The following is a 21976-nucleotide window of genomic DNA, read 5'->3' on the forward strand; positions in this document are numbered from 1 at the left end:
CGCGTGTCTGTATATGCCCCGGTTGAGCGAGCTGGGAAATGTGCTAGAATAGGCAGTGGTTCGTGTTAAAAGAATGAACTTTGCAGCAACAGGAAGGTGAGCCATTACTATTCTCTGTCTGTAAATGATCACATATAGTACAATAATACAGTGGCTCGATTAGCTGTGGGCGGCATACTAAGCTGTAACCGTTTCCGCAACGGACGTATTGCTCACGGCGTGCCGCAGGAGGCGCAGCCGTTCCGGCTCGGGCATCGCGCGCAACATGTAGAAAAAGGCTATCAGGATATGAAATGATGACCACTTGGAGGGAACTGGCATGAAACTGAACATGCAAGGCAACATCGACGATTTGACACAAGGGGTGGTTGAACTTCAGCGACTGTTAGGTATTGAACTAGCGGAGGACGGCATTGCTGTGCACGTGGAGCGTGGGGACGGTCCTCTCACAGTCAAGCTTTCACAAGGGCAAGGTGTGATCCGCTATCAAGACAAGATTCACTTCTTCCGTGCGCTTGGGCTCTTTGTAGAGCAGGCGCGTGCGCAGGCGGAATTTAGCATAACGGAACATCCTCAATTTACTTATAACGGAACGATGATCGACGCTTCGCGTAACGCTGTTCCGAATGTGCATATGATGAAAGAAATGATGCGTTCCATGGCTCTGATGGGCTTGAATGGCGTCATGCTCTATACCGAAGATACGTATGAAGTACCAGAACGTCCATATTTTGGTTACATGCGGGGCCGCTATACCGCCGAAGAATTGTACGACATCGATCAGTATGCTGCACAGTTCGGCATCGAGATCGTTCCATGCATACAGACGCTGGGCCATCTGGCGCAAGCGCTGAAGTGGGATTACGCGGATGAATTGCGCGATACGGAGGACGTGCTGCTCGCCGGTTCCGAGGAGACGTATCGATTTATCGAAGATATGATCGTGGCTGTTACGAAGCCGCTTCGTTCCAAGCGCATTCATATCGGCATGGACGAAGCCTTCGGACTTGGCCTCGGACGCTATCTGTTCAAGAATGGCTTCCGCGAGCGGTTTGACATTATGAACGAGCATTTGAACCGTGTCATGGACATTACGCGCAAGCATGGTCTGGAGCCGATGATGTGGAGCGATATGTACTTCCATTTATTGATGAACAATGGAGGACATTATTACGATCTCGATATTGATTTCTCAGCGGAAGTGGTAGAGAAAATTCCGAAGGGCGTACAGTTCGTCTACTGGGATTATTATCACGATGACCAAGGCTTTTATGAGGAATTCATTGAGAAGCATCGCAAATTTGGTTCTGATCCGGTATTTGCGGGCGGCGTCTGGGTATGGGGCAGCATGAGTCCGAACTACGGCAAGACGTGGCAAAATACGAATCCGGCGCTCATGGCTTGCAAGTCGAAGGGGATTAAGGAAGTATTCGCTACGGCTTGGGGCGATAACGGTCAAGAAACGAACCACATGACGATTTTGCTTGGCTTGCAATTGTTCGCGGAGCACGGTTATACGGCAGGCGAAGTGGATGAAGCGAAGATGAAGGAACGCTTCAAGCTGTGTACGGGGCAGGACTTCGACGATTACTGGCAGCTGACGTATCTGGACGAGACGCCGGGTGTAACGAAGAACAACATGCACGGCTCGAACGGCTCCAAGTTCTTGCTGTGGCAGGATACGCTTATCGGCTTGTTCGATAAGCATATTGAAGGCGAGCTGGAGACCGCGCTGCCGGAGCATTATGCGAAGCTGGCGCAACGGCTTGCGGATGCGCGCGGGAAGGCGACCGGAGACCACGTGCGCGTGTTCGACCTGTACGCGAAGCTCGCCGAGACGCTCGCCGCGAAGGCGGCGATCGGTCTGCAAGTGACGCGCGCTTATCAAGGCGGCGGCACAGCGGAGCTGCGCCGTATCGCGGAGGATGTGCTGCCGCGCATTCGCGCGCTTGTCGACACGACTCGCAAGGCGCACCGCAGCGTGTGGATGGCGACGAGCAAGCCGTTCGGCTGGGAAGTGCTCGACATTCGCTACGGCGGCGTGCTTGCCCGCCTGCAATCGGCGGAAGACCGCCTCATCGATTATGTCGAAGGCCGGACTGACCGCCTGGAAGAGCTGGAGGCGGAGCGTTTGCCGTTCTATTCGAACGATCCGGTCGGGGAGCATCGCGTTTCCCATTCGCCGTTTTTCCACCGTATAACGACGGGAGCGGTGTTATCCGCCACTTAATAACTTGATGATTGCACGGGATGAGACTCGATGATATATGTTTCACCGAGTCTCATTTTATTGGAAATGGCAATCTGTGATACTTCTACATACCGAAAGAAGGAATCTCGTCATGTTTATTTACGGATTAATGCTCGTCATTGCTTCTGCCTTTGCACATGCTACATGGAATATGTTCGCGAAGCGCAGCATCCATAAGGAATCCTTTTTGTTTTGTCTGCACGGTTTGGCTGCCATTTTGTTTATGCCGTTCTTTATTCATGATATATACGTGATGGAATGGACTTGGCCAACCGGATTGCTGCTCTTATCTTCTCTATTCCTGCAAGGAATTTATTTATGGCTTGTCTCCAAAGCGTATCAGTATGGCGATCTATCTAAGGTCTATCCGATGATGCGGGGGACAGCAGCCCTTATCGTGCCTATCGTCAGTGTATTTATGTACAGCGAGAGCCTGTCTCTCGTGGGATGGATCGGATGGGGGTTCATCGTCGGCGGATTGTTCGCGTTAAGCGGGATGTTCTCCTCGAAGGAGCCGCGAGACAGACGATGGTGGATCACCTTGGCCGTAACGACTTCCGTCGGGCTGTGTACCGCAGGCTATACGCTTACAGACAAGACGGTCGTGGAATTCTTCAGCCCGCTCGGTCTTATCCAAATTTCTAACTTTGGCGCGCTTCTCTTTCTGGCTCCATCCATCGTCCGAACGAAGCAGCTGCGTCAGGAATGGCGCGTCAATTGGCGCACCATTGTGCTTGGCACCATTTTATCACCAGGCTCGTACCTATTGTTCCTGTATGCAATGACGTTGGCGCCGCTCGCTCATCTGGCTCCGATTCGTGAATTCAGCATTGTCATTGGGACATTGCTTGGCATATTTGTCTTGAAAGAACAGCAGGGGCGGACGAGGATCGTGACGTCGGCTGTCGTAGCGGCCGGTATGGCCTTAATTAGTATTTGGGGATAGGGGAGAAGGGAACGAAATTCAATGCAAAGCATGGCGAAGCTGCTTCTCGGGCAGGTACCGGATCGTTATGGAGGTTTGATGCTGATGCTAGTGTTAGCGGTCACACCGTTGACAGTCCATTCGGATCCGCTTGGAACCTTACTGCTGCCGCTTCCGAGCGCAAGCCGTGGGCGGGTGCATATCCGCTCGAGCCGGGTGGAGACGGCTTCACTGTGCTTGCCTGGGTGCGCGCCGAGCCGGGCAGCCAGGCGGCGGTTACTGCGGATTTGGTATGGGACCAGGCGACGTAGGCCGCCTAGAGCACAAGCTGGGATAGAATGAAGCCTATAACAACCGCGACCGAGGTCGCGACGAGCCCAGGCAGCATAAAGCTATGATTGAATAAAAAGCGCCCGATTCGTGTCGTTCCCGTTCGATCGAAATGAATGGCCGCAATGACCGTCGGATAGTTCGGGATGAAGAAATAACCGTTCACCGCCGGAAACATCGCTATGAGCGCAGGGGCAGGCAAACCTAAAGCGATGCCGAGCGGCATTAAGCCGCGCACCGTTGCCGCCTGACTGTTCAGTAGAATGGACATGGCGAACAAGGCGAAGGCGAACAGCCATGGAGCCGCAGTGACGGCATCATGGATCGATCCTTGCAGCACGTCCATATTCCCTTTAAAGAACGTATCGCCCATCCATGCAATACCGAATATGCTGATAACAGCCTGCATGCCAGCGACGAACACACCGCCTTTCACTACACTGCCGGCTGGTATGCGGGTGATGAGCAGAATGACGGCAGACGTAGAGAGCATGACCATTTCGACGACTTGGGGCATGCCCAGCGTATGCATGAGTCCTTCCGCATCTGTCCAAGCAGGACGCAGGGACGGAACGGAACCGAATAGGACGACGAGGACGACGCCCAGCAAGAACAGCACGACCGAAGCAACTGCTCCTCGGCCCAACCCGGGATTTGCACTGGACACTTCTTGCCCGCCAGCATCATGCCCGTCACGAACGCCAATTGGCGGCACGCTTCCTTCTGTGACGCGACGGCGAAATTCCTCGTCCTCAGCGAGAGGCTTGCCGTACCGGGTCATAATTAATGCGGCAACTAAGCAGCCAATGAACGTTGCGGGAATGCTCACCAGCAATATATCAAATAGATGGTATCCTTGATCGGACAGGAGCGATAGCAGAGCGACGGTCGCTGCCGAGATCGGACTTGCGGTAATGGCTTGCTGGGAGGCGATGACCGCGATGGACATTGGCCGTTCCGGCCGCACTCCCGATTGGCGGGATACCTCGGCAATGACCGGCATAACGGAGTATGCCACATGTCCGGTTCCGGCGCAGATCGTGAACAAGTACGTGACGAGCGGCGCCATGAACGTGATGTGCTGCGGATTGCGCCGCAGCGCCCGTTCGGCAAGGCGCACGAGCACGTCCATCCCTCCGGCCGCTTGCATAGTAGAGGCTGCCGTGATGACGGCAGCAATCATCAGCATCACGTCAATGGGTGGAGCGGTCGGTTCCAACCCGAAGCCGAAGGTGAGTATAGAGAGACCAAGTCCTCCCATGACACCCAGGCCAATTCCACCGAGTCTGGATCCGACGTATAAGGCAATGATGACAATAAATAGCTGTAACCAGAACATGGATAACATCCTTCCAACATCTTCATATTGTGCAAAAAGACAGAAGTGCCCGCTATCGCTGGCAGCCTGCATGGAGCAGGAGATGCCGCGATAGCGGGCGCTTTGATTGTTGATGCAACACGGATTGTGCAGGTTCAAAAGGGTGACTTTTTGAACAACCTTTAATTAACAATCTTATATTTATCGTTCGTCAATTCGAAAATTTTCTTGATGCCGGAGGTGCAGTACACGTCATGCTCCGTCGTAATAAAAATCGCTTCCACATCGGGATCGGATTCGACGAATTTCATTCCTTCCTCCAAGCCGAGGGCAAAGGTGGAGGTGGAGAGCGCATCCGCGTCCGTCGAGCTAGTCGTAACAATCGTCACACTACTCAAATGATTCTCGATAGGATAGCCAGTATCGGGATCAAGAATGTGATGATAGTGTTTCCCGTTCTCGACAAAATAACGCTCGTATACGCCAGAAGTGACGATTGTCTTGTCCTTCACCTTCATTTTGCCGATTTGATTGCCTCGGGTAGTGTCCGGGTCCTGCACGCCGATGGTCCAATCGGTGCCCCCAGGCTTCTCACCGACGGCGTAGATGTTGCCCCCCAAGTCGACAATCGCGCTTGGAAAGCCAGATTCGCGCAAATAGTCGGCAATACGGTCGGCTGCATATCCTTTGCCGATACTGCCCATATCCAGTTCCATTCCTGCTCGGTTCAGCTTGATTTCACGTTTGTCCGCATTGAGCGTCACATCTTGATAGCCGACCAGTTGCAGCTTTTCCTTCAATACGTTTGGATCCGGTACTTTGGCATTCTCGTGTCCAATGTTCCATAAATCCACTATCGGGCCGACCGTCGGATCGAAGCGGCCCTTCGTCCGTTCGGCATAATCGATAGACTTCGCCACTACGTCGAACGTTTCTTGCGATACTTGAACCGCCTCTTTGCCGGCAGCGCTGCGTATTTTAGCAAGCTCGCTCGTGTCTTTCGTTCGGTTCATGCTTGCGTCGATTTCATTTAGTATGGATTCAATATCTTTGAATTGTTTGTCTCCGGCACGCTCATCATATATCTTGACGGTAACGATGGTATCGAAGATGAAGTACGACTGTTGTTTAATGGAAGATTTGCTGCCAGCCGTACCGGATTCCGTCTTGGAGCCGGAAGCGCTGTTGTCTTTGCCGCCATTTCCGCATCCGCTAACAATGAGAGCGAAGGCAGCAAGCAGAAGGAGCGCGCTGCGCAGCAAACTGCGTGAACGATGTGTCATAGGCCATTCCTCCAACATTTTTAAGCTTAAAGTGGTCTTATGCAAGCATCTTATTATAGCAGTTCCCATAAAAGTTGCAAATCAAGCACATCATACATGGAGCGAAGAAAGCTCTTTTTATATCCTTTGTTCACGGTTCCGCCAAGTAACGAACATTGAACCTTCCTTCACGAAGAGGTATAATGACATATAGTTTCAAAATTAAAATGAATCCCGAGGAGTCAACAAACATGAAACGTGGAGACCTGATCCTCATCGGTGTAATTGTCATCGCGGCGCTGGCGTTTATCGTGCCGAAGTGGCTGTTTCAGAACGAAAGTGAAAATTTGCACAATTCAAAGGTGGTCGCCCATATATCCGTAGATGGCGAGCCCTATAAAAAAGTGGAATTGACACAGGAAGAGCAAATTATTAAAGTGGACACCGATCACGGCTTCAACATCCTGAAAGTTCACGATTACGGCATTGAAATGTTCGATGCTGATTGCCCGGACAAAGTATGTCTATCCTTCGGCTTCGTATCGCGACCGAACGATACGATTGTATGTCTGCCCCATCGCGTGCTCGTGGAGCTGTTCAGCGAAGGAGATGGCGGTGAGGAGAGTGACATCGATGCCGTCGTTCAATAAATCGGGGGGCTCACGCCTGCCGAACCAATCGGAAGCGTTGAAGAAAGCGGTCATTATAGCTATCTTCAGCGCTGTTGCTGTCGTGCTCGGATTCGTTGAAGCGATGCTCCCGGTACAGACGATTCTCCCTATTCCCGGAGCGAAGCTGGGGCTTGCCAACGTGATGATTTTGGCATGCTTGTACTTTTTGAACGGACGCGATGCGCTAATGCTCGTCGTTCTGAAGACGCTCCTCATGACATTAATGCTCGGCACATTCTCCGCTTTCTTATTCAGCTTTCTGGGATCGCTGTTCAGCTTTATCGTCATGTATGCCATCCTGAAGATAGGCCGCGACAGCGTGAGCTTAATCGGTATCAGCGTTGTCGGCGGGGCTGCCCACAATGCAGGTCAATTGACGGCGGCGTATATCGTCTTCGGTACGGCTAATATATTTTACTATTTGCCTGCTTTGCTCATTACCGGGGTCGTTACGGGGATTTTTATCGGCATTGCCGTAAAATACATCGTTGCCGCGCTGGAGAAGCTGCCGCTGTTCGACACTTGGACTCCTCAAGTCGACGCATCCGCAGCAGACGGCAAGCGCAGAACGCTCTCCGTGGAGCAGGAGCCAGTTCAGGCAGCGCAGTCGCATCAGGCTGTACCCGCACCTGCGCATGCGCAGCAATCTGCGTCCCATCCGTCTCTGGAATCGTCGGCCGCGCACGATTTAAATCCGGGCGATGCCATCGTAATGAAGGACGTGCATTTTCAATACGGAGGCAAGCAGAAATTGTTCTCGGGCATATCGCTGCATATACCGCATGGACAATGGGTATCCATCGTCGGTCCGAATGGTTCGGGCAAATCGACGCTCATTAAGCTGTTGAACGGTTTGTTTATGCCGCATGCTGGGCATATTTATGTGAATGGGCTGCACCTTGATGATAGCAGCGTAGGTGAGATTCGCCGACGCGTCGGTTTTTTGTTCCAAAATCCGGATAATCAATTTTTTGCAACGACAGTGAAGGACGATATTGCATTCGGCATGGAGAACCGCTGCGTCTCCCGGGAAGAGATGGAGCGGCAGATTGCAGAGGTTGCCGCTGAGTTCCGTGTTGACCAATGGCTGGAACGCCATCCGGCAGAGCTGTCTGGCGGTCAGAAGCAGCGGGTGGCCATTGCAGGAATTATGGTGCTGCGGCCCGATATTATTATTTTCGACGAAGCTACCTCGATGCTCGACGAACGTTCCAAGCGGGAGCTGACGGCGCAATTGCAGCAGATGCATGCGTCGAACCGTTACACCATTATTTCTGTCACACACGATGCGGAGGAAATTCTAGCTTCGGACCGTGCCATTGTGTTGAAAGAGGGACAGATTGCGGCCGATATGCGGCCTTCCGAATTGTTCCATAAAGAAGAACTAATGCGGGAATGCCGCCTGCAGCCTCCGTTTACGTTGGCATTGTCTCAAGCGCTGCAAGCGCGCGGCATCGGCGTGGCGGATACGAATGATGAAAGAGAGCTGGTGAATTCGATATGGCCATTGTGCGAGCAGAACGGTTAACGTTTCACTACCCTAGACAAGGGACATCTGCGCCTCTGGCGCTGAACGGACTGGATCTGACGCTGGAAGCGGGGCAATTCATTGCCGTGCTCGGTTCGACTGGCTCCGGCAAGTCTACGCTTTTGCAGCATTTTAACGGTATATTGCAGCCCGTCTCTGGCTCGCTGCAAATACTTGAATATACGTTTGTCGGCGGGGAGAAACAGAAGGGCCTAAAATCGCTGCGGCAGCGAGTCGGACTCGTATTTCAATTTCCCGAGCATCAATTGTTTGAAGAGACGGTGGAGCGCGATCTGAAGTTCGGTCCGCTCCAATTCGGGCAGAGTGAGGAGGAGGCTGCCGCTTCGGCCCGCAAGGCGCTGAGGCAAGTCGGCTTGGATGACGCGCTTCTGCAAGCGAGTCCCTTCGAACTGAGCGGCGGGCAAATTCGCAAAGTAGCGATTGCCACCGTGTTGTCTTCCAACCCGGAAGTGGTCGTATTGGATGAGCCGACGGCTACGTTGGATCCGGTGAGCCGGACGGAGCTGATTCAGCTGCTTCACCGCTTATGCAGGGAAGAGGGCAAGACGATCGTCATGGTTACGCATCGTCTGGATGAGGTGTTTGCTTATGCGGATACGTTCGTGCTGATGAAGGAAGGGACGGTGACGTTCCAAGGCACGCGATCTGAATTGATGAGTCAGCCGGAACAGCTGGAAGCGGCGGGCATCGTCATTCCGAGCACGCTGCGCTTTGCCGCTCTCGTAATGGAGAGGACAGGCGCTGCGTGGGAAGAACTGCCGTACGACACCGAGGCGTGGGCGGACTGGATTGCAGCCCGGCTCAAAGACATCCAGAATGACTATGATGGCGAGAACGGGAAGGAGGATCAGCTATGCAAGCCAAAATGATGATCGGCCGCTATGTCGCTGCCGACTCCTGGATTCATCGGCTCGATCCGCGTGCGAAGCTCATTGCGATGGTAATCTATCTGGTTACAGTTATTTTAGCCGAGCAATTCACGGAACTTGCCGCACTAACCGTATTCGCGCTCCTCATTATGATGAGCTCGCGCATTTCGCTGTACCGCTATTTTCGCGCGTCACGACCGCTATGGTTCATTATGGCCTTTATGTTTATTTTCTACATGCTGTTCGATAAGAGCGGAAATTCACTTGTGAATGTAGCTGGACTGAACATTACGACCGGCGGGGTCACCTATGGCGCGTATGCGGTATGGCGTATGGCGCTGCTCGTTACTTTTACAGCAATATTGACATTCACGACGACTCCGGTAGATTTGAATCTCGGATTGGAACGCGTATTCAAGCCTATCAAATACGCAGGCGGGTCGCCGCAGCAATGGTCGATGATGATCGGCATCTCGTTACGCTTCATTCCTACCATTTTTGAAGAGGCGGACAAGGTGATGAAGGCACAGGCGTCTCGCGGGGCAGATGCTCAAGATCTATCCTTTACCCAAAAAGGAAAAATGGTCATGACGCTCATGGTGCCGGTCATTGTGAGTGCGTTTCGGCGTGCAGAGGAGCTCGTGCAAGCGATGGAGGCGCGGGGCTATGTTTTGAACGCTCCCCGTACTTCACTTAGGAAGCTAGCGTGGAGTGGAGCGGATCATGCATTTATGGCTTTGTTTATCGCGATGCTGCTGCTTGTAATGTGGTGGTAAGAGCCTAAAACGTGAATTTTTTTCAACAATAGTGTTTGGAACAGCACATTTTTGGTCATAAATTGTGAAAATAATCACAAGTTTAGTTTAAAATATGATATAATTTTTGTGAGGAAATTGCTGCTGCATGCTGCAAAATAAACACAATATAAGCTTGGGGGAGAGCGACTGTGGCTAGATATTTTAACGGAAAAGAAATTGAACTGTTGGCTCCGGCCGGAACATTTGATATTTTCAAAGCGGTCATTGATTCGAATTGCGACGCGGTATACTTCGGGGGACCGAGCCTCAATATGAGAATGATGCGCAAAGGCTATAACTTATCGTACGACGAAGTACGTGAAGCAATTAACATGACGCATGAACGCGGCAAACGCGCGTACGTGACCGTGAACAACCTGATGAACGAAGAGGACCTGGACGAAGCAAAGCGCTATTTGTCGTTTTTGAACGATATTGGTCCGGACGCGATCATTGCACAAGATTTAGCCGTATTCCCACTCATCCAAGATATGAAATTAACGAATGTGCCTATCCATTCCTCCGTCATGATGAACGTTCACAATCTGGATATGATTGAAGCGCTCAAGCAAATGGGCGTCACGCGGGTCGTCGCTTCGCGCGAGATGGATCTGCATACAGCCGAGCTGCTGCATGCGAAGACGGGCATGGAGTTTGAATATTTTGTGCATGGCGATATGTGTACGGTGCATGGGGCGAACTGCTTGTACAGCTCGATGCTGTACGGCAACAGCGCCAACCGCGGCCGCTGCATGAAGCCATGCCGCTGGGACTACCGCGTGAAGAAGGACGGCAACGTATATCCGACCGAATATCCGCTGGCGGCGAAAGATATGTACATGTATGAGCATATTCCTGAACTGATTAAGTCAGGCATTACCTCCTTTAAGCTCGAAGGACGGATGCGCGATCAGGAATTTCTGCTTATGATTACTAACAGCTATGGCGACGCAATTGACCGGTATATTGCCGACCCAATCGGTTATGACCGCATGGAGAACAGTGAGACGCTGCACGAGAATCGTAAGCGTGATTTCTCGACTGCCTATGCGTTCGGCAAGCCGGGAATTGATTATATTAACACCCGTTATGAGGGTACAGGCAAGTTCTACAGCACAGGGAAAGTATTCAGCACGCCTACGGCGGAGCGCGAAGTGAAGCTGGAACGGTTGGAGCAGGTGCGTGACACCATTGCGGAAAGCCGCAAGCCTGAGACAGCGGATGTGCGTCCTCAGCTGTCCGTACACGTCAACAATTTGGAACAAGCGAAGGCAGCTGTGGAAGAGGGAGTCGATACGGTATATGTAACCGGTGATGTATTCCAGCCAGATCGGCCGTTTACCCGGAATGACCTCGAAGCGTTGACCTCGATGAAGGGCGCTTCGCAGATCATTCTCGGCATGCCGCGGATGATGAACGAAATGCATATGGAACAATACAATCACTTGCTGCGCAATGGCAGCTATGGTCTGGATGGATTGCTCGTGACCAATATCGGCGCGATGCACAAATTCCGCGACTTGGGACTGCCGATGATTGGCGATTTTAACTTGAACGTCTTCAATCATATGTCGGCAGAGCTCTATCACAACCATTTCGGCATGGAGCGGGTGCATTCTTCGCTGGAGCTTCCATTGGACGATTTCTCGAACCTGCTCAAGCAATCGAAGGTGCCGGTAGAAGTTATCGTGCATGGCTCGCCGATCGTGATGTATTTGGAGCTTGATTTGTACGAGAACGCGGAAGTGATGGACCCGATTATGCAGGAAGACAACAAGCATGTCGACAATCAGTACCTTGTGCTGCTGACGGATAAAGGGGAAAATCCAGTCTACCGCGATTGGAACGGCCGCAATCACTTGGCTCTGGCGAAGGAGCTGTGCTATATGCCGTTCCTGAAGGAACTGCATGAAGCAGGCGTGAACCATTTCCGGATTGAAGGCAAGACATACACGACCGAACAGCTGCGTGACATCATTCGGATGTACCGGACCGCTATTCAAGACTTGTCGCACTGCGGAGAACTGTACCGTGAGATGAAGCCGGTATATGCCGGTTATACGCTCGGATCGCTGCAGTTCGGACAAGCGCTGGCCTTGGAACCAGCCGGAGTATAAACGAAGGAAGGGGTGGATGAAAGGTGATAGACACTGGAAAAGATAAAGAGAACGGTTATATCGGACCGGAGGGCGTCATCGCAAAGCGGAAGCAATATTTCTTCCCGTGTACGCATCATTTTTATAGCAATCCGCCGCAAATCGTGCGCGGTTCCATGCAATATTTGTTCGACGATACGGGAAAACAGTACGTGGACTTTTTTGCCGGCGTATCGGTTGTAGCTTGCGGGCACTGCAATCCCCGCATTACGGATGCGACAATCAAGCAGCTGCAGTCGTTGCAGCATACGACTACCATCTATTTGACCCAACCGATGGCAGACTTGGCGGAACGGCTCGCGAACGGGATTCTGCCTGGAAATCTGAAGCGGACCTTCTTCTGCAACAGCGGCTCAGAAGCGAATGAGGGCGCGATGCTGCTGGCCAGATTGCATACGAAGCGCCGTGACTTCATCGCCTTGGAGCAAGGCTTGCATGGACGCACCTTCTTGACGATGGGCGTGACGGGCATTCCGATGTGGCGTTCCGACGATCACCTTGATCAGGGCGTAACCTTCATCCCGCGTCCGTATGATCCGACGACCGATGACGAGACGGCTGCGCGCCGTTCGATTGAGGCGTTGAAGCGAGTGCTCGCAGAGAAGGGAGATACGATTGCAGCCATGATCGTAGAGCCGATTCAAGGGAACGGCGGCATGATCGCGCCTCCGGATTGGTACTTCCGCGAAGTGAAGGCATTGCTGGAGCAATATGGCGTCCTCCTCATCGCCGACGAGATTCAGACCGGGTTCGGCCGTACGGGAAGCATGTTCGCCATGAGCCATTACGGCGTCGTGCCGGACATCATGTCCATGGCGAAAGCGCTCGGCAACGGAATACCCATCGGTGCCTTCGCTACGACCGATGAGATCGCGGCCAGCTTCAACCGCGCATCTGCATCGACGTTCGGGGGCAATCCAGTATCGTCAGTGACTGCGCTCGCCGTATTGGACTATATTGAGCAGGAAGGCTTGGTGGAACGAGCAGAGCGTCAGGGCGGCTTATTGAAGATGGGACTGCAAGAGCTCCAAGCGAAGCACAGAATGATCGCCGACGTGCGCGGCAAGGGCATGATGCTTGGTGCCGAGCTGCGCGGTGCAGATGATGGTGAGAGCGCGGCATTGACGGACCGCGTGCTTGAAGCGATGAAGGATCGGGGCTTCATTATCGGGAAGAATGGTGTGGGCCGCAACGTGCTCGCATTTCAGCCGCCGATCGTCATGACGGAAGAAAATATCAAGTCGATGCTGACCGAGCTGGATGACGTGCTGGCTGGCATTTAGGCCGGCGTTCAGCCGTAAGTCATGCGGGCGTCGCAGGCATCAGGTTTAAGCGGATACGGGCGTTCCTCATCAGGCTCGTCTATTCCGTTTTGACTTTAATAGTTGGGAGACAATGCCGGAACGTCCCGTAATGGAGGAGCAACTCATGGAAATGATTCAGAAAGTATTCCGGAAGACGCGCATGTTCGGCGAACTTGTCATGTTCTCGCATACGCTGTTTTCGCTGCCGTTTGCCGTCATCTCCATGGTCTGGGCGGCAGGCGGCATACCTTCGGCGCATGTGATGCTGTGGTCGCTGATCGCGCTTATAGGAGCTCGGAATGGAGCGAACGCCTTTAATAGACTCGTGGATCGGCGCTTCGACGAAGCGAACCCGCGCACCGCGCACCGCCATATGCCGCGCAAGCTGCTGCGGGAACGCGAAGTGACGCTGTTCGTCATCATTAATTTCGCTATCTTCATCTTAGCGGCAGGCATGCTCAATTCGCTCTGTCTCTGGCTGTCGCCAGTAGCGATTGTGCTCATCTGCTCGTACTCGTACACGAAGCGGTTTACATGGCTATGCCACCTGTACTTGGGCTTTACGATTGCTTCCGCGCCAGTCGGCGCCTGGTTCGCGGTAACGGGGCAGTTCGCCGTTACGCCGTTCATTCTGGGAACCATCGTCATGCTCTGGATCGCGGGCTTCGATATTATCTATGCTACGCAGGACATTGAATTCGACCGCAAGACGGGGTTGTGGTCGGTGCCGAGCATATTCGGGTACGAAGATTCTCTCTTCATCGCCCGCTCGCTGCATACGATTATGATTGTGCTGCTGCTCGCTCTGTTCTTCATACAAGGCTTAGGCTGGTTGTACTTGGCAGGCATCGGAGCTGCCGTCGTGCTGCTCGCGATTGAGCACAACATCATCAAGCCATCGAGCCGCCAACGAATGAATGTAGCGTCGTATAACCTGAACCAAGTCATTAGCATGGTCATCCTGTTCTGTACGATGGCCGATTATTTTCTGCGATAACATAAGCAAGGGGAGGTCATGCTCCGATATCCCGGCATGGCTTCCCTTTTTCATGTCAATGAACATCATGTTAATGAACACTTCAATTTCATTTTTGCAGTTTTTCAGGCTCTTATTAGAAAAAATGGTGAAAACGAATGTACATTTGCAGTTCGTTGGTTATGTCGTATGACATAACTGATAAAATAGAGAGTTACATTAACCTTTATACGCCCAGCGCTAGTATGTTCAGTATTTTCGAAGCCGCACCCTCTATATAAAATTGAACTACATTGTTTCCCGCGGTCGTAGTAAGCTCCATTGGAAAATGTACAGCGAAATGTACGGATAAGGCCATTAAAAGTCATGGGGACTGTATTTTGTACAGTGGATCTGGCGAAGAGGGGGACGGATGAACAGAGATATTTTCACACAGGCTCCAGCGAAAATAAATCATTTAAACAACAACAACCCGCCTCCTGACAAGCGAAGGGGCGGGTTGTCGCTACTTCATGTTGGAATCGCCTTTGGCGTCCTCTTGCTCTAGTGCATAATCAAGGTCATCGATATCATATATCGGAATTGGAATTTCATTCTCGATTAGACGGCCGACAAACTCGAATTGATCCGTGAGCAGGGGAGCTTGTTCGCGTAATGCAGTAAGAATAAGTTCAGTCTCCACTGGATCGAACAGCTCTCCATAGCGGGCATTGTCCATGGCATTCACGATGATGCAGGAGACGTTTTCTTGCAGAAGCAGCGGTGGGCTTTGACGCCAAGGCACCGTCAAGGCACGTTCGATTTTCTTTTTATTCAGCTCACTCTCGAAAAAAGTAATGAGCTGCTCAATCTGCTGCTTGGCATGTACGTCATCTTCAGGATCGGGCATCACCTGATCGCCTTCTAAACGCATCTCATACAATTCCATAATGGTCGTGTAAGGAATGATATACTCCACCGGGCGCTTGGGAGTAAATAATTGACCGTATACCGCTAACATCACGGCTTCGATTACAAATCGTCGAGGCTTCATTGTCGATCCCCCTTTGTCTAAGATGTGATAGCTTGACAAGCAAACTGCACATTAACATAATACCACCTTGCCCTAACGCGCAAAAGAGTAAACGGTACAATTTGTAAATGAAGATAACAATAAAGCCGAAGCCCTTCACAAAAAGGGTTCGGCTTTCCACTCATGATATCGTTAGTAAGTTCGTTCTTCGAAGTAGTTCCACAGCGTTCTTAAATCCTCATGAGCGTTGAAATCCGAGAGCTGATCAATGATGCCCCATGCCCGTTGCATAAAGTCATGGCTCATCAACAGCGCTTGGTCCAATGCGCCGCTGGCGCGAATGAATTCAATAGCCTCGTCGAACGCCGCATCAGGTGAAGTCGAACGCAGCTCGCGCAGCCTGCTCGCTACAGCCTCGTCCTTCATTGCTAATATGACAGGCAGTGTTGCATGGCCGTTGCGAAGGTCCGCACCGGCTGGTTTGCCCAATTGTTCCGCAGACTTGGTAAAGTCCATAATATCGTCGCGAACTTGAAACGCCATGCCAAGATGGTCGCCGAAGGCATAGAGCAGCTCCGATACCCTGTCGTCGGCATCGGAGGCTTTCGCCCCGACCTGCAAGCATGTAGCCATTAGGAGCGCGGTCTTGTTGCGCGTCTTCTCCCAGTATTCATCAAGCGACAGCTCGAAATTGTAGCGATGATGCATCTGCTGGTATTCGCCAATGCATAGCTGGGTCGTCGTCACGGACGCTACATCCTGAATGTAACGTTCGGGCTCTTGGACGTTGGAAGTCATCAGCTCGATGACACGGCTCATCATGTAATTGCCGATATGCACCGCTTTATATATGCCCGTCTTGCGGTGCAGGGCCGGTTGGCCACGCCGCATATCCGCCTGGTCCAAAATATCGTCATGAACGAGCGAGGCCGCATGGATAAGCTCGACGACAGCTGCAAGACGGTATGCGTCGTCGGATTCCGGCTCAGTGCCGAATCGGCTGCCTACGATCGTCATCATCGGACGAAGGCGCTTGCCGCCTGCACGGATGAGTTCCAAGACGCTTTGAGCGACAATGGATCGGGAGGATACATCCGGATCGTGCAGAACGATGCGCTCTAAATCGCGATTAATGCGCTGCAGCGGGATATTCAACTGCTCGTGAAGCGAATCGTTATATGACTTCATAAGCCACCTGCTTGTAATGCTTCGCTAGAAACCGGCATATGCGCTGGTGCAGAAGCATATCCGTCGTGTTGCCTTCCGCGCGCCGAATCTGAATGCGCTTGTTCGTTGTGGCCAAGTCGATGACGAGCTTCATCTGTCCGTGGCGAACGGCGAATTGGTAATACATGCTCATCAAAAAGTCGCCGTCCAATACGGTTTTACCCGCAAGTTGTTCCTCGGCAGGAACATGCTGATGGGTGCGCATGGCTTGACGAAGCAGCCAATAGCAGCCGAGCAGCGCCCGCCGCTCATCTGGCTCCATATCGTAGGCATGCAGCGCGCTCGCCATATCCAACAAAAAATGTTCATCGCTTCCGACCGTCAATCGGATGCCTGCTTCAGGCGGCATCTCTTGCGTCAGGAGCCGACCTGTTTCCATTATGAGTTGCCGATTCATGGGAACCCCCCGCTTCCCTCAGAAATAAGGAAAGTAATGTGACACATGGTACACATTACTTTTCCTATATGCAATAAAGACTATTCTTATTTACGTATTAATCCGTATAAAGGTACCAACGTTTCACGAACGGTATCTTCTTCCAGATTCGTTTCAGGCGAGGGTACAGATAGTAATCCGCACCGAACGTGCTGCCGGAACCGCCGATAAGCGCGATGCCGCCGAAGAAGTACCAGAACATTTCATAAGGAGCCATACCGGACGTGTAAATCATGACGCCCATTGCACATGTTGCTATCGAAGCGATAGCTGTGAACAAGCCCAAGATGAGCATAATGCCGAAGATGACTTCAGCCGCAACCATGCAGCCTTGGAAAATGTAAGCCATCGTCGTATAGCCGCCGTCATTCGTGTAGAACATTAAATCCATCGACCAATCCACAATGCCCTTAATGAAGTTAGGCACTGGAATCGCTTTGATGGCCGAGCTTGCGCCTTCTACGGCCGATGCCGCCGTTTGAGCATCTACGGTTGAATGCACCGCATCCACCGCTTGCGAAGCAGCCGTTACGCCGTCCATCGCCTTAGGCGGGATCAAGAACATCTGGGAAGGATCCTTCAGCAATTTTGCGCCTTTTTCCCAGCCTTGCATCAGCCACATGACACCGATATAAATCCGCAGCGGAACGAGCCAGAAATTCGGCGAACGTTTCGAGAAGTGACCGCCGACGAAGCTTCTGCGGTTTCTAACATGGAAGAATTCGTGCATCATGTAAGACCAAATCTTATGGAATCCGAGTACTTGCAAGAAGTACACAATATTGATCATATGTTTGAAGAACATCGCCATGAAGCCTGAGAAGTGGAACATTTTCTTCGGCGTGCCCACGGCAGCTACCCCATAACGGCCACCGATACACACCATCGTACCGTGGAACGTAGGCTTGTAGGATTTCTTCGTTCCGCCCTTGATGTCACAAGTGATATTGTGGGCGATGAGACCCGCGGAATGCTCTGCGTTCTCGACCATTTGCGGAACGGGACGCTCTTCGCCTTCCGGAATATAGAAGATGTTGTCGCCGACAACATACACATTTTCATGGTCAACGGACTGCAGCTTGTCGTTCGTCAAAATACGTTTGCGCCCTTGCTGCTGTACGTCGAGGTTGCCGACGAGGTCGGAACCTTCGACACCGGCCGTCCAAATGACGGTGCTCGATTTGATCTCGTTGTTCTCACCGAGAACGACGGAATTCGGCGTAACACCGGAAATTTTAGCCCCGGTTACAATTTCAACCTTCATTTTGCGGAGATATTTATCCGCTTTGTCAATCAGATTCTGCGGCAGAATAGGCAAAATCTTCGGAGCCATATCGGCTACGACAAGGCGAACTTCTGACTCGTCCACACAGAACTCGTGGCACAGCTCTTCACGGTATTCCGCCAATTCGCCGATCATTTCCACACCGGTAAACCCGGCGCCGACGACGACGAATGTCAGCATTTGCTTGCGCAGTTCTGGATCCGATACTTTCGTTGCATCCATGAACATTTGACGGATTTGATGCTTCAATACGACTGCGTCCTCGAAGGACCACAGCGAGAATGAGTTCTCTTCCGCACCGGAAATGCCGAAGAAGGATGGCTTGCACCCGGTACCGATTACGAGATAATCATAATCGTAAGATTTTTTCTTGCCTTTCAATGCCTTGCCGTCGAAATCGATATTCGTAACTTCATCCAATACGACTTCTACTTTGCGACCGGCAAAGATTTGCTTCAGGTCCATCTTGATGGCTTCTTCATCAACACGGCAGGCCGCAACTTCGTGCAGCTCGGTCATCATCGTATGGAAAGGTTTGCGGTCTATCAGCGTGATGCTGACGTCTTTGTCTTTTTTTAGACGATTCGCCAGCTTCTTCGCCGTCAGGACCCCACCGTAACCGCCGCCCAAGACAACGATCTTTTTCATGGTTTCACCCCTGCGATAGCTATTTATTTGTAAATGGTTAAAAATTGAACTTCATGCTATCAACAATGGAGCCCCGCGAGTAAAAAAGCAATGATGTTTTTCACCAAGCCGTCCAAAGCATGCTCGTTGACCATCTTGCTTTCCTACAGCGGAGCTTCCAAAGTCTTACCTATTTCCATCAAGGAAGATAAGAGATTCGTCTTACTTCGCTTGAGCCAACGCTTGTTCAGCCAATTGCACGAAGCCACTTACGTGGATGGATACGCCAGATACAGCGTCTGTTTTGCCTTCGCCGTTAACTGCAACAGCTTTAGGATCTTGCTTCGCGATCAATTCTTCATCCATTTTCTTGGCTTGCTCGCTCCATTCGAACTCAGATCCGGCTTTTTTCATGCCATACTCTTCGCCCAATTCTTTCTTTGTTTTGCCGCCGTCTTTGCTGACAGCGTCCCAGTTAACTGCTGTAATTTTGCCATCTTTTACAGTAATGTCGAGGGTATCTTTCCAGCCGGATTTTTCGTCAAAGTCAGCTGCTTCGGCATGGTAGTCGCCATCTTTGTATTGAGCTTCCGTAGCTGTGTTAGTGTCAGTAGTTGTTTCCGTGCCTGTTGCAGGTTCTTTCGCTTCTTCTTTCTTATCGCCGCAGCCAGCCAGCATGCCTACGACCAATACTGCGGATAACAACAGTACAAGTTTCTTTTTCATTTCAGTCCCCACCTTTTCCTTATTCAAAAATACTTTGTGAAAATTTTAACTAACCTTTTGACAACCCAATTATAACATCGAGTCCATATTTTAGATGTGATAAATGTCACACCAAATAAACAATTTTTAAAATACTCTACACCATACTTTGCCATGTTAGCCTCTATCTTATACAATAAAGACACCGTAAAATCAGATGCATTCGGATCATATGTCAACACCTACATGCTCTTTGCAAAAACAAACTTTGCCGAACAAACAATGAGGTGAAAAGAACATGCAAGCGAAAGACATCGTACTCGGTCTGCTCATGCAAGGTCCTAAGTCGGGATATGACATTAAACAGGAATATGAAATAGAGTTATCCCATTTTTTTGATGCCAGCTATGGTTCCGTCTATCCGGCACTGAAGCAATTGGAGAAATCCGGCATGATCGTCAAGGAGACCGTTATGCAGGAAGGCAAGCCGGACAAGCACCTGTTCACGATTACCGATCTTGGCGAGCAGCAGTTTCAGCAGTACTTAGCCTCTCCGATTCAGGCGGACTTTTATCGTTCAGATATATTGGCCCGACTATATTTTGGGAAATACGGAAGCACGGAAGATTTGATTCGCTGGCTGGAAGAGGGGATGAGCGAGCGAATCCGGCTGTTGCAGCAGTTAGAAGAAGTATATGAGGAGTATAAGACGAATTTTTCGCCGCCACGCCTCATTTCGATACAGTTCGGCATGCAGGACTACCAGGCGCAAATCAAAGTCATGCAGCAGGGGATAGATTATTTGAAATCTGACCAGGGCCATGAGTTTTGGGAGATGCCGTCTTGAATAGTCATTCGTATGAATAAGGAAATTAAATCTCTTCGCATGTCTGGTTCCAAGCACTCCGGACATGCGATTTTTGTATTGGTTTTCTCATTCATTTATGTTAAAGTTAACGACTGCGCCCGGCACTATCCCATCTGTAGATGATGTTCCGGCAAGGCGTCGCGGTTCGAAACCATCCCGCGTAATCAAAACTAAAGGGGATTGCATCATGTTTAATTTTGTGTGGGGCGTCACGTTCGTTTTGGCGAACTTTGCGTTCTTTTTGCTCTGCTACCGGCTGTTCGGGAAGTACGGCTTATATGCCTGGATAGGAGTAATGACCGTAATCGCGAACATTCAAGTCGCTAAGACGATCGAAATGTTTGGCATCGTCATGACGCTTGGCAATACGGCCAATGCTAGCCTGTTCATGACGTCTGATTTACTGAACGAGAAGTACGGGCCGAAGGAAGCGCGCCGTGCCGTATGGTTCGGATTCTTTACGCTTATTATGACGACGGTCATCATGCAGATGGCGCTCGTCTTCACGCCGCAGCCAACCGACATTGCCCAGCCGTCGCTCGAAACGATCTTCGGTCTCATGCCGCGTCTGGCGCTAGGCAGCTTGACGGCATATTTTGTCAGCCAATTTCTCGACGTGAAGCTGTTTGCCTTGGTAAGGGCAAAATATCCGAAAGCAAACCAGCTGTGGATTCGCAGCAACGGAAGCACCGGTATTAGTCAATTGGCCGATTCTCTCGTTTTCTGCACGATTGCCTTTGCCGGTTCCGGATTATATACGTGGGACGTCTGGTTCCAGATCTTTTTGACCACTTACGTGGTGAAGCTAATCTTATCCATTGCATCGACACCGTTTCTGTATTGGGCAAGAAGCTTCCGTGTGCCTGACTATCTGGAGCGGGATCGGACTTCTAACTGACGCATCCGAGTCAGCCCCTATAGGTTCGGCTTGCTGGCCTGTTTTCCTTTTGTATGAAAAGGAAGGCAGGCTTTTGGGCGTTCCCGTTCCTGGAGAAAGTATGCCTGTACACCCATTGCTTCACTCTCCCCATCATTCAGAAATTCAGCCCCTATTTTCAAACGAAACCATGATTTCGGTCCAGACTTTCCTAGAACGGCTCTTAGCTTCATTCTCCCATACAGTCAGGAAGGATAACGATGGGGCCAAGGCGCATGACGTGTTGCATAGATACCAGTGTATAAACGGTTGAGCATGATGGCAGTGAACCAGAGTCGTCCTTGGGAGTGCGGCCGCCTGATGGCGTTGAACCAGCGTTTTCCTTAAGGTGTGCCGTTTTCTGATGGAAGGGGAGAATGAAGCAAAGGGTTGTATGTCGCCCCCTGAGCGTACCGCCCCCTGAGCGTACCGCCCCCTGAGCGTACCGTCGCCTGACGGAAGGGGAGAACGAAGCAAAGGGTCGGATGAAGC

19 protein-coding genes are annotated in these 21976 nt (G+C 51.3%); 12 read left to right on the forward strand and 7 right to left on the reverse strand.

Annotation, left to right across the window (positions count from 1 at the left end):
• Window positions 1–319: 319 nt before the first annotated feature.
• The 3 genes from A372_RS0108435 (at window position 320) to A372_RS0108445 (ending at window position 3487) form a co-directional block, all read left to right on the forward strand.
• Entirely contained in the window at window positions 320–2230 is a 1911-nt protein-coding gene (locus A372_RS0108435; RefSeq protein WP_019420399.1) for a beta-N-acetylhexosaminidase, read from the forward strand.
• Between the two features lie 112 nt (window positions 2231–2342).
• On the forward strand, window positions 2343–3197 hold the full coding sequence (locus A372_RS0108440) for a DMT family transporter (protein ID WP_019420400.1): 855 nt from the start codon (window positions 2343–2345) through the stop codon (window positions 3195–3197).
• Window positions 3188–3487 (forward strand): hypothetical protein, encoded by a 300-nt coding sequence (locus tag A372_RS0108445; RefSeq protein ID WP_019420401.1) that lies wholly within the window; start codon window positions 3188–3190, stop codon window positions 3485–3487. Before A372_RS0108440 ends, A372_RS0108445 begins: the two co-directional genes overlap by 10 nt.
• 5 nt (window positions 3488–3492) lie before the next feature.
• On the opposite strand, the gene A372_RS0108450 is transcribed toward A372_RS0108445, so the two are convergent.
• On the reverse strand, window positions 3493–4845 hold the full coding sequence (locus A372_RS0108450) for an anaerobic C4-dicarboxylate transporter family protein (RefSeq protein ID WP_019420402.1): 1353 nt from the start codon (window positions 4843–4845) through the stop codon (window positions 3493–3495).
• A 161-nt stretch (window positions 4846–5006) separates the two neighbouring features.
• On the reverse strand, window positions 5007–6107 hold the full coding sequence (locus tag A372_RS0108455) for an FAD:protein FMN transferase (protein WP_019420403.1): 1101 nt from the start codon (window positions 6105–6107) through the stop codon (window positions 5007–5009).
• Window positions 6108–6337: 230 nt separating this feature from the next.
• On the opposite strand from A372_RS0108455, the gene A372_RS0108460 reads away from it, so the two are divergent.
• From A372_RS0108460 to A372_RS0108490, 7 genes are all read left to right on the forward strand, one after another.
• The gene (locus A372_RS0108460; RefSeq protein ID WP_019420404.1) at window positions 6338–6736 is read left to right on the forward strand and encodes a NusG domain II-containing protein; all 399 of its coding nucleotides are present in this window, start codon (window positions 6338–6340) and stop codon (window positions 6734–6736) included.
• Window positions 6720–8285: an energy-coupling factor transporter ATPase gene (locus A372_RS0108465; RefSeq protein WP_019420405.1), complete on the forward strand. Its 1566-nt coding sequence runs from the start codon at window positions 6720–6722 to the stop codon at window positions 8283–8285. The genes A372_RS0108460 and A372_RS0108465 overlap by 17 nt, the downstream gene beginning before the upstream one ends.
• A complete protein-coding gene (locus tag A372_RS0108470) occupies window positions 8258–9175 on the forward strand; it encodes an ATP-binding cassette domain-containing protein (protein ID WP_019420406.1) in 918 nt (305 codons plus the stop codon). The genes A372_RS0108465 and A372_RS0108470 overlap by 28 nt, the downstream gene beginning before the upstream one ends.
• The gene (locus tag A372_RS0108475) at window positions 9160–9951 is read left to right on the forward strand and encodes an energy-coupling factor transporter transmembrane component T family protein (protein WP_019420407.1); all 792 of its coding nucleotides are present in this window, start codon (window positions 9160–9162) and stop codon (window positions 9949–9951) included. Before A372_RS0108470 ends, A372_RS0108475 begins: the two co-directional genes overlap by 16 nt.
• Before the next feature lie 170 nt (window positions 9952–10121).
• Window positions 10122–12089: a peptidase U32 family protein gene (locus A372_RS0108480; RefSeq protein ID WP_019420408.1), complete on the forward strand. Its 1968-nt coding sequence runs from the start codon at window positions 10122–10124 to the stop codon at window positions 12087–12089.
• 23 nt (window positions 12090–12112) lie between these two features.
• A complete protein-coding gene (locus A372_RS0108485) occupies window positions 12113–13411 on the forward strand; it encodes an aspartate aminotransferase family protein (RefSeq protein WP_019420409.1) in 1299 nt (432 codons plus the stop codon).
• Between the two features lie 145 nt (window positions 13412–13556).
• Complete coding sequence (locus tag A372_RS0108490) at window positions 13557–14429, forward strand: UbiA-like polyprenyltransferase (protein ID WP_019420410.1); 873 nt, start codon at window positions 13557–13559, stop codon at window positions 14427–14429.
• A 484-nt stretch (window positions 14430–14913) separates the two neighbouring features.
• Here the strand turns inward: A372_RS0108490 and A372_RS0108495 are convergent, their stop codons facing one another.
• The 5 genes from A372_RS0108495 to A372_RS0108515 all read right to left on the reverse strand — a co-directional run bounded on the left by A372_RS0108495 (window position 14914) and on the right by A372_RS0108515 (window position 19721).
• On the reverse strand, window positions 14914–15441 hold the full coding sequence (locus A372_RS0108495) for a hypothetical protein (RefSeq protein ID WP_019420411.1): 528 nt from the start codon (window positions 15439–15441) through the stop codon (window positions 14914–14916).
• A 171-nt stretch (window positions 15442–15612) separates the two neighbouring features.
• Window positions 15613–16608 carry a polyprenyl synthetase family protein gene (locus tag A372_RS0108500; protein WP_019420412.1) on the reverse strand — a complete coding sequence of 332 codons (996 nt, stop codon included), beginning with the start codon at window positions 16606–16608 and terminating at the stop codon, window positions 15613–15615.
• Entirely contained in the window at window positions 16595–17044 is a 450-nt protein-coding gene (locus A372_RS0108505; RefSeq protein ID WP_019420413.1) for a hypothetical protein, read from the reverse strand. The genes A372_RS0108500 and A372_RS0108505 overlap by 14 nt, the downstream gene beginning before the upstream one ends.
• A gap of 97 nt (window positions 17045–17141) precedes the next feature.
• Window positions 17142–19016 (reverse strand): FAD-dependent oxidoreductase, encoded by a 1875-nt coding sequence (locus A372_RS0108510; RefSeq protein ID WP_019420414.1) that lies wholly within the window; start codon window positions 19014–19016, stop codon window positions 17142–17144.
• Window positions 19017–19217: 201 nt separating this feature from the next.
• Window positions 19218–19721 (reverse strand): FMN-binding protein, encoded by a 504-nt coding sequence (locus A372_RS0108515; RefSeq protein WP_019420415.1) that lies wholly within the window; start codon window positions 19719–19721, stop codon window positions 19218–19220.
• 277 nt (window positions 19722–19998) lie between these two features.
• Between A372_RS0108515 and A372_RS0108520 the strand changes: the two genes are divergently transcribed.
• Window positions 19999–20547, forward strand: a complete 549-nt coding sequence (locus A372_RS0108520; protein ID WP_019420416.1) for a PadR family transcriptional regulator — start codon at window positions 19999–20001, stop codon at window positions 20545–20547.
• A gap of 208 nt (window positions 20548–20755) precedes the next feature.
• A complete protein-coding gene (locus tag A372_RS0108525; RefSeq protein ID WP_019420417.1) occupies window positions 20756–21466 on the forward strand; it encodes a queuosine precursor transporter in 711 nt (236 codons plus the stop codon).
• The last annotated feature ends 510 nt before the right edge of the window (window positions 21467–21976 follow it).

The organism is Paenibacillus sp. OSY-SE (assembly GCF_000283315.1).
In the GTDB taxonomy this organism is placed as follows: Bacteria; Bacillota; Bacilli; order Paenibacillales; family Paenibacillaceae; genus Paenibacillus_B; species Paenibacillus_B profundus.

Coding starts and splice junctions, on each gene's coding strand:
- A372_RS0108450 (WP_019420402.1), bottom strand. CDS start 4,845: ATGTTCTGGTTACAGCTATTTATTGTCATCATTGCCTTATACGTCGGA.
- A372_RS0108515 (WP_019420415.1), bottom strand. CDS start 19,721: ATGAAAAAGAAACTTGTACTGTTGTTATCCGCAGTATTGGTCGTAGGC.
- A372_RS0108495 (WP_019420411.1), bottom strand. CDS start 15,441: ATGAAGCCTCGACGATTTGTAATCGAAGCCGTGATGTTAGCGGTATAC.
- A372_RS0108435 (WP_019420399.1), top strand. CDS start 320: ATGAAACTGAACATGCAAGGCAACATCGACGATTTGACACAAGGGGTG.
- A372_RS0108470 (WP_019420406.1), top strand. CDS start 8,258: ATGGCCATTGTGCGAGCAGAACGGTTAACGTTTCACTACCCTAGACAA.
- A372_RS0108490 (WP_019420410.1), top strand. CDS start 13,557: ATGGAAATGATTCAGAAAGTATTCCGGAAGACGCGCATGTTCGGCGAA.
- A372_RS0108440 (WP_019420400.1), top strand. CDS start 2,343: ATGTTTATTTACGGATTAATGCTCGTCATTGCTTCTGCCTTTGCACAT.
- A372_RS0108505 (WP_019420413.1), bottom strand. CDS start 17,044: ATGAATCGGCAACTCATAATGGAAACAGGTCGGCTCCTGACGCAAGAG.
- A372_RS0108520 (WP_019420416.1), top strand. CDS start 19,999: ATGCAAGCGAAAGACATCGTACTCGGTCTGCTCATGCAAGGTCCTAAG.
- A372_RS0108465 (WP_019420405.1), top strand. CDS start 6,720: ATGCCGTCGTTCAATAAATCGGGGGGCTCACGCCTGCCGAACCAATCG.
- A372_RS0108455 (WP_019420403.1), bottom strand. CDS start 6,107: ATGACACATCGTTCACGCAGTTTGCTGCGCAGCGCGCTCCTTCTGCTT.
- A372_RS0108460 (WP_019420404.1), top strand. CDS start 6,338: ATGAAACGTGGAGACCTGATCCTCATCGGTGTAATTGTCATCGCGGCG.
- A372_RS0108500 (WP_019420412.1), bottom strand. CDS start 16,608: ATGAAGTCATATAACGATTCGCTTCACGAGCAGTTGAATATCCCGCTG.
- A372_RS0108510 (WP_019420414.1), bottom strand. CDS start 19,016: ATGAAAAAGATCGTTGTCTTGGGCGGCGGTTACGGTGGGGTCCTGACG.
- A372_RS0108475 (WP_019420407.1), top strand. CDS start 9,160: ATGCAAGCCAAAATGATGATCGGCCGCTATGTCGCTGCCGACTCCTGG.
- A372_RS0108525 (WP_019420417.1), top strand. CDS start 20,756: ATGTTTAATTTTGTGTGGGGCGTCACGTTCGTTTTGGCGAACTTTGCG.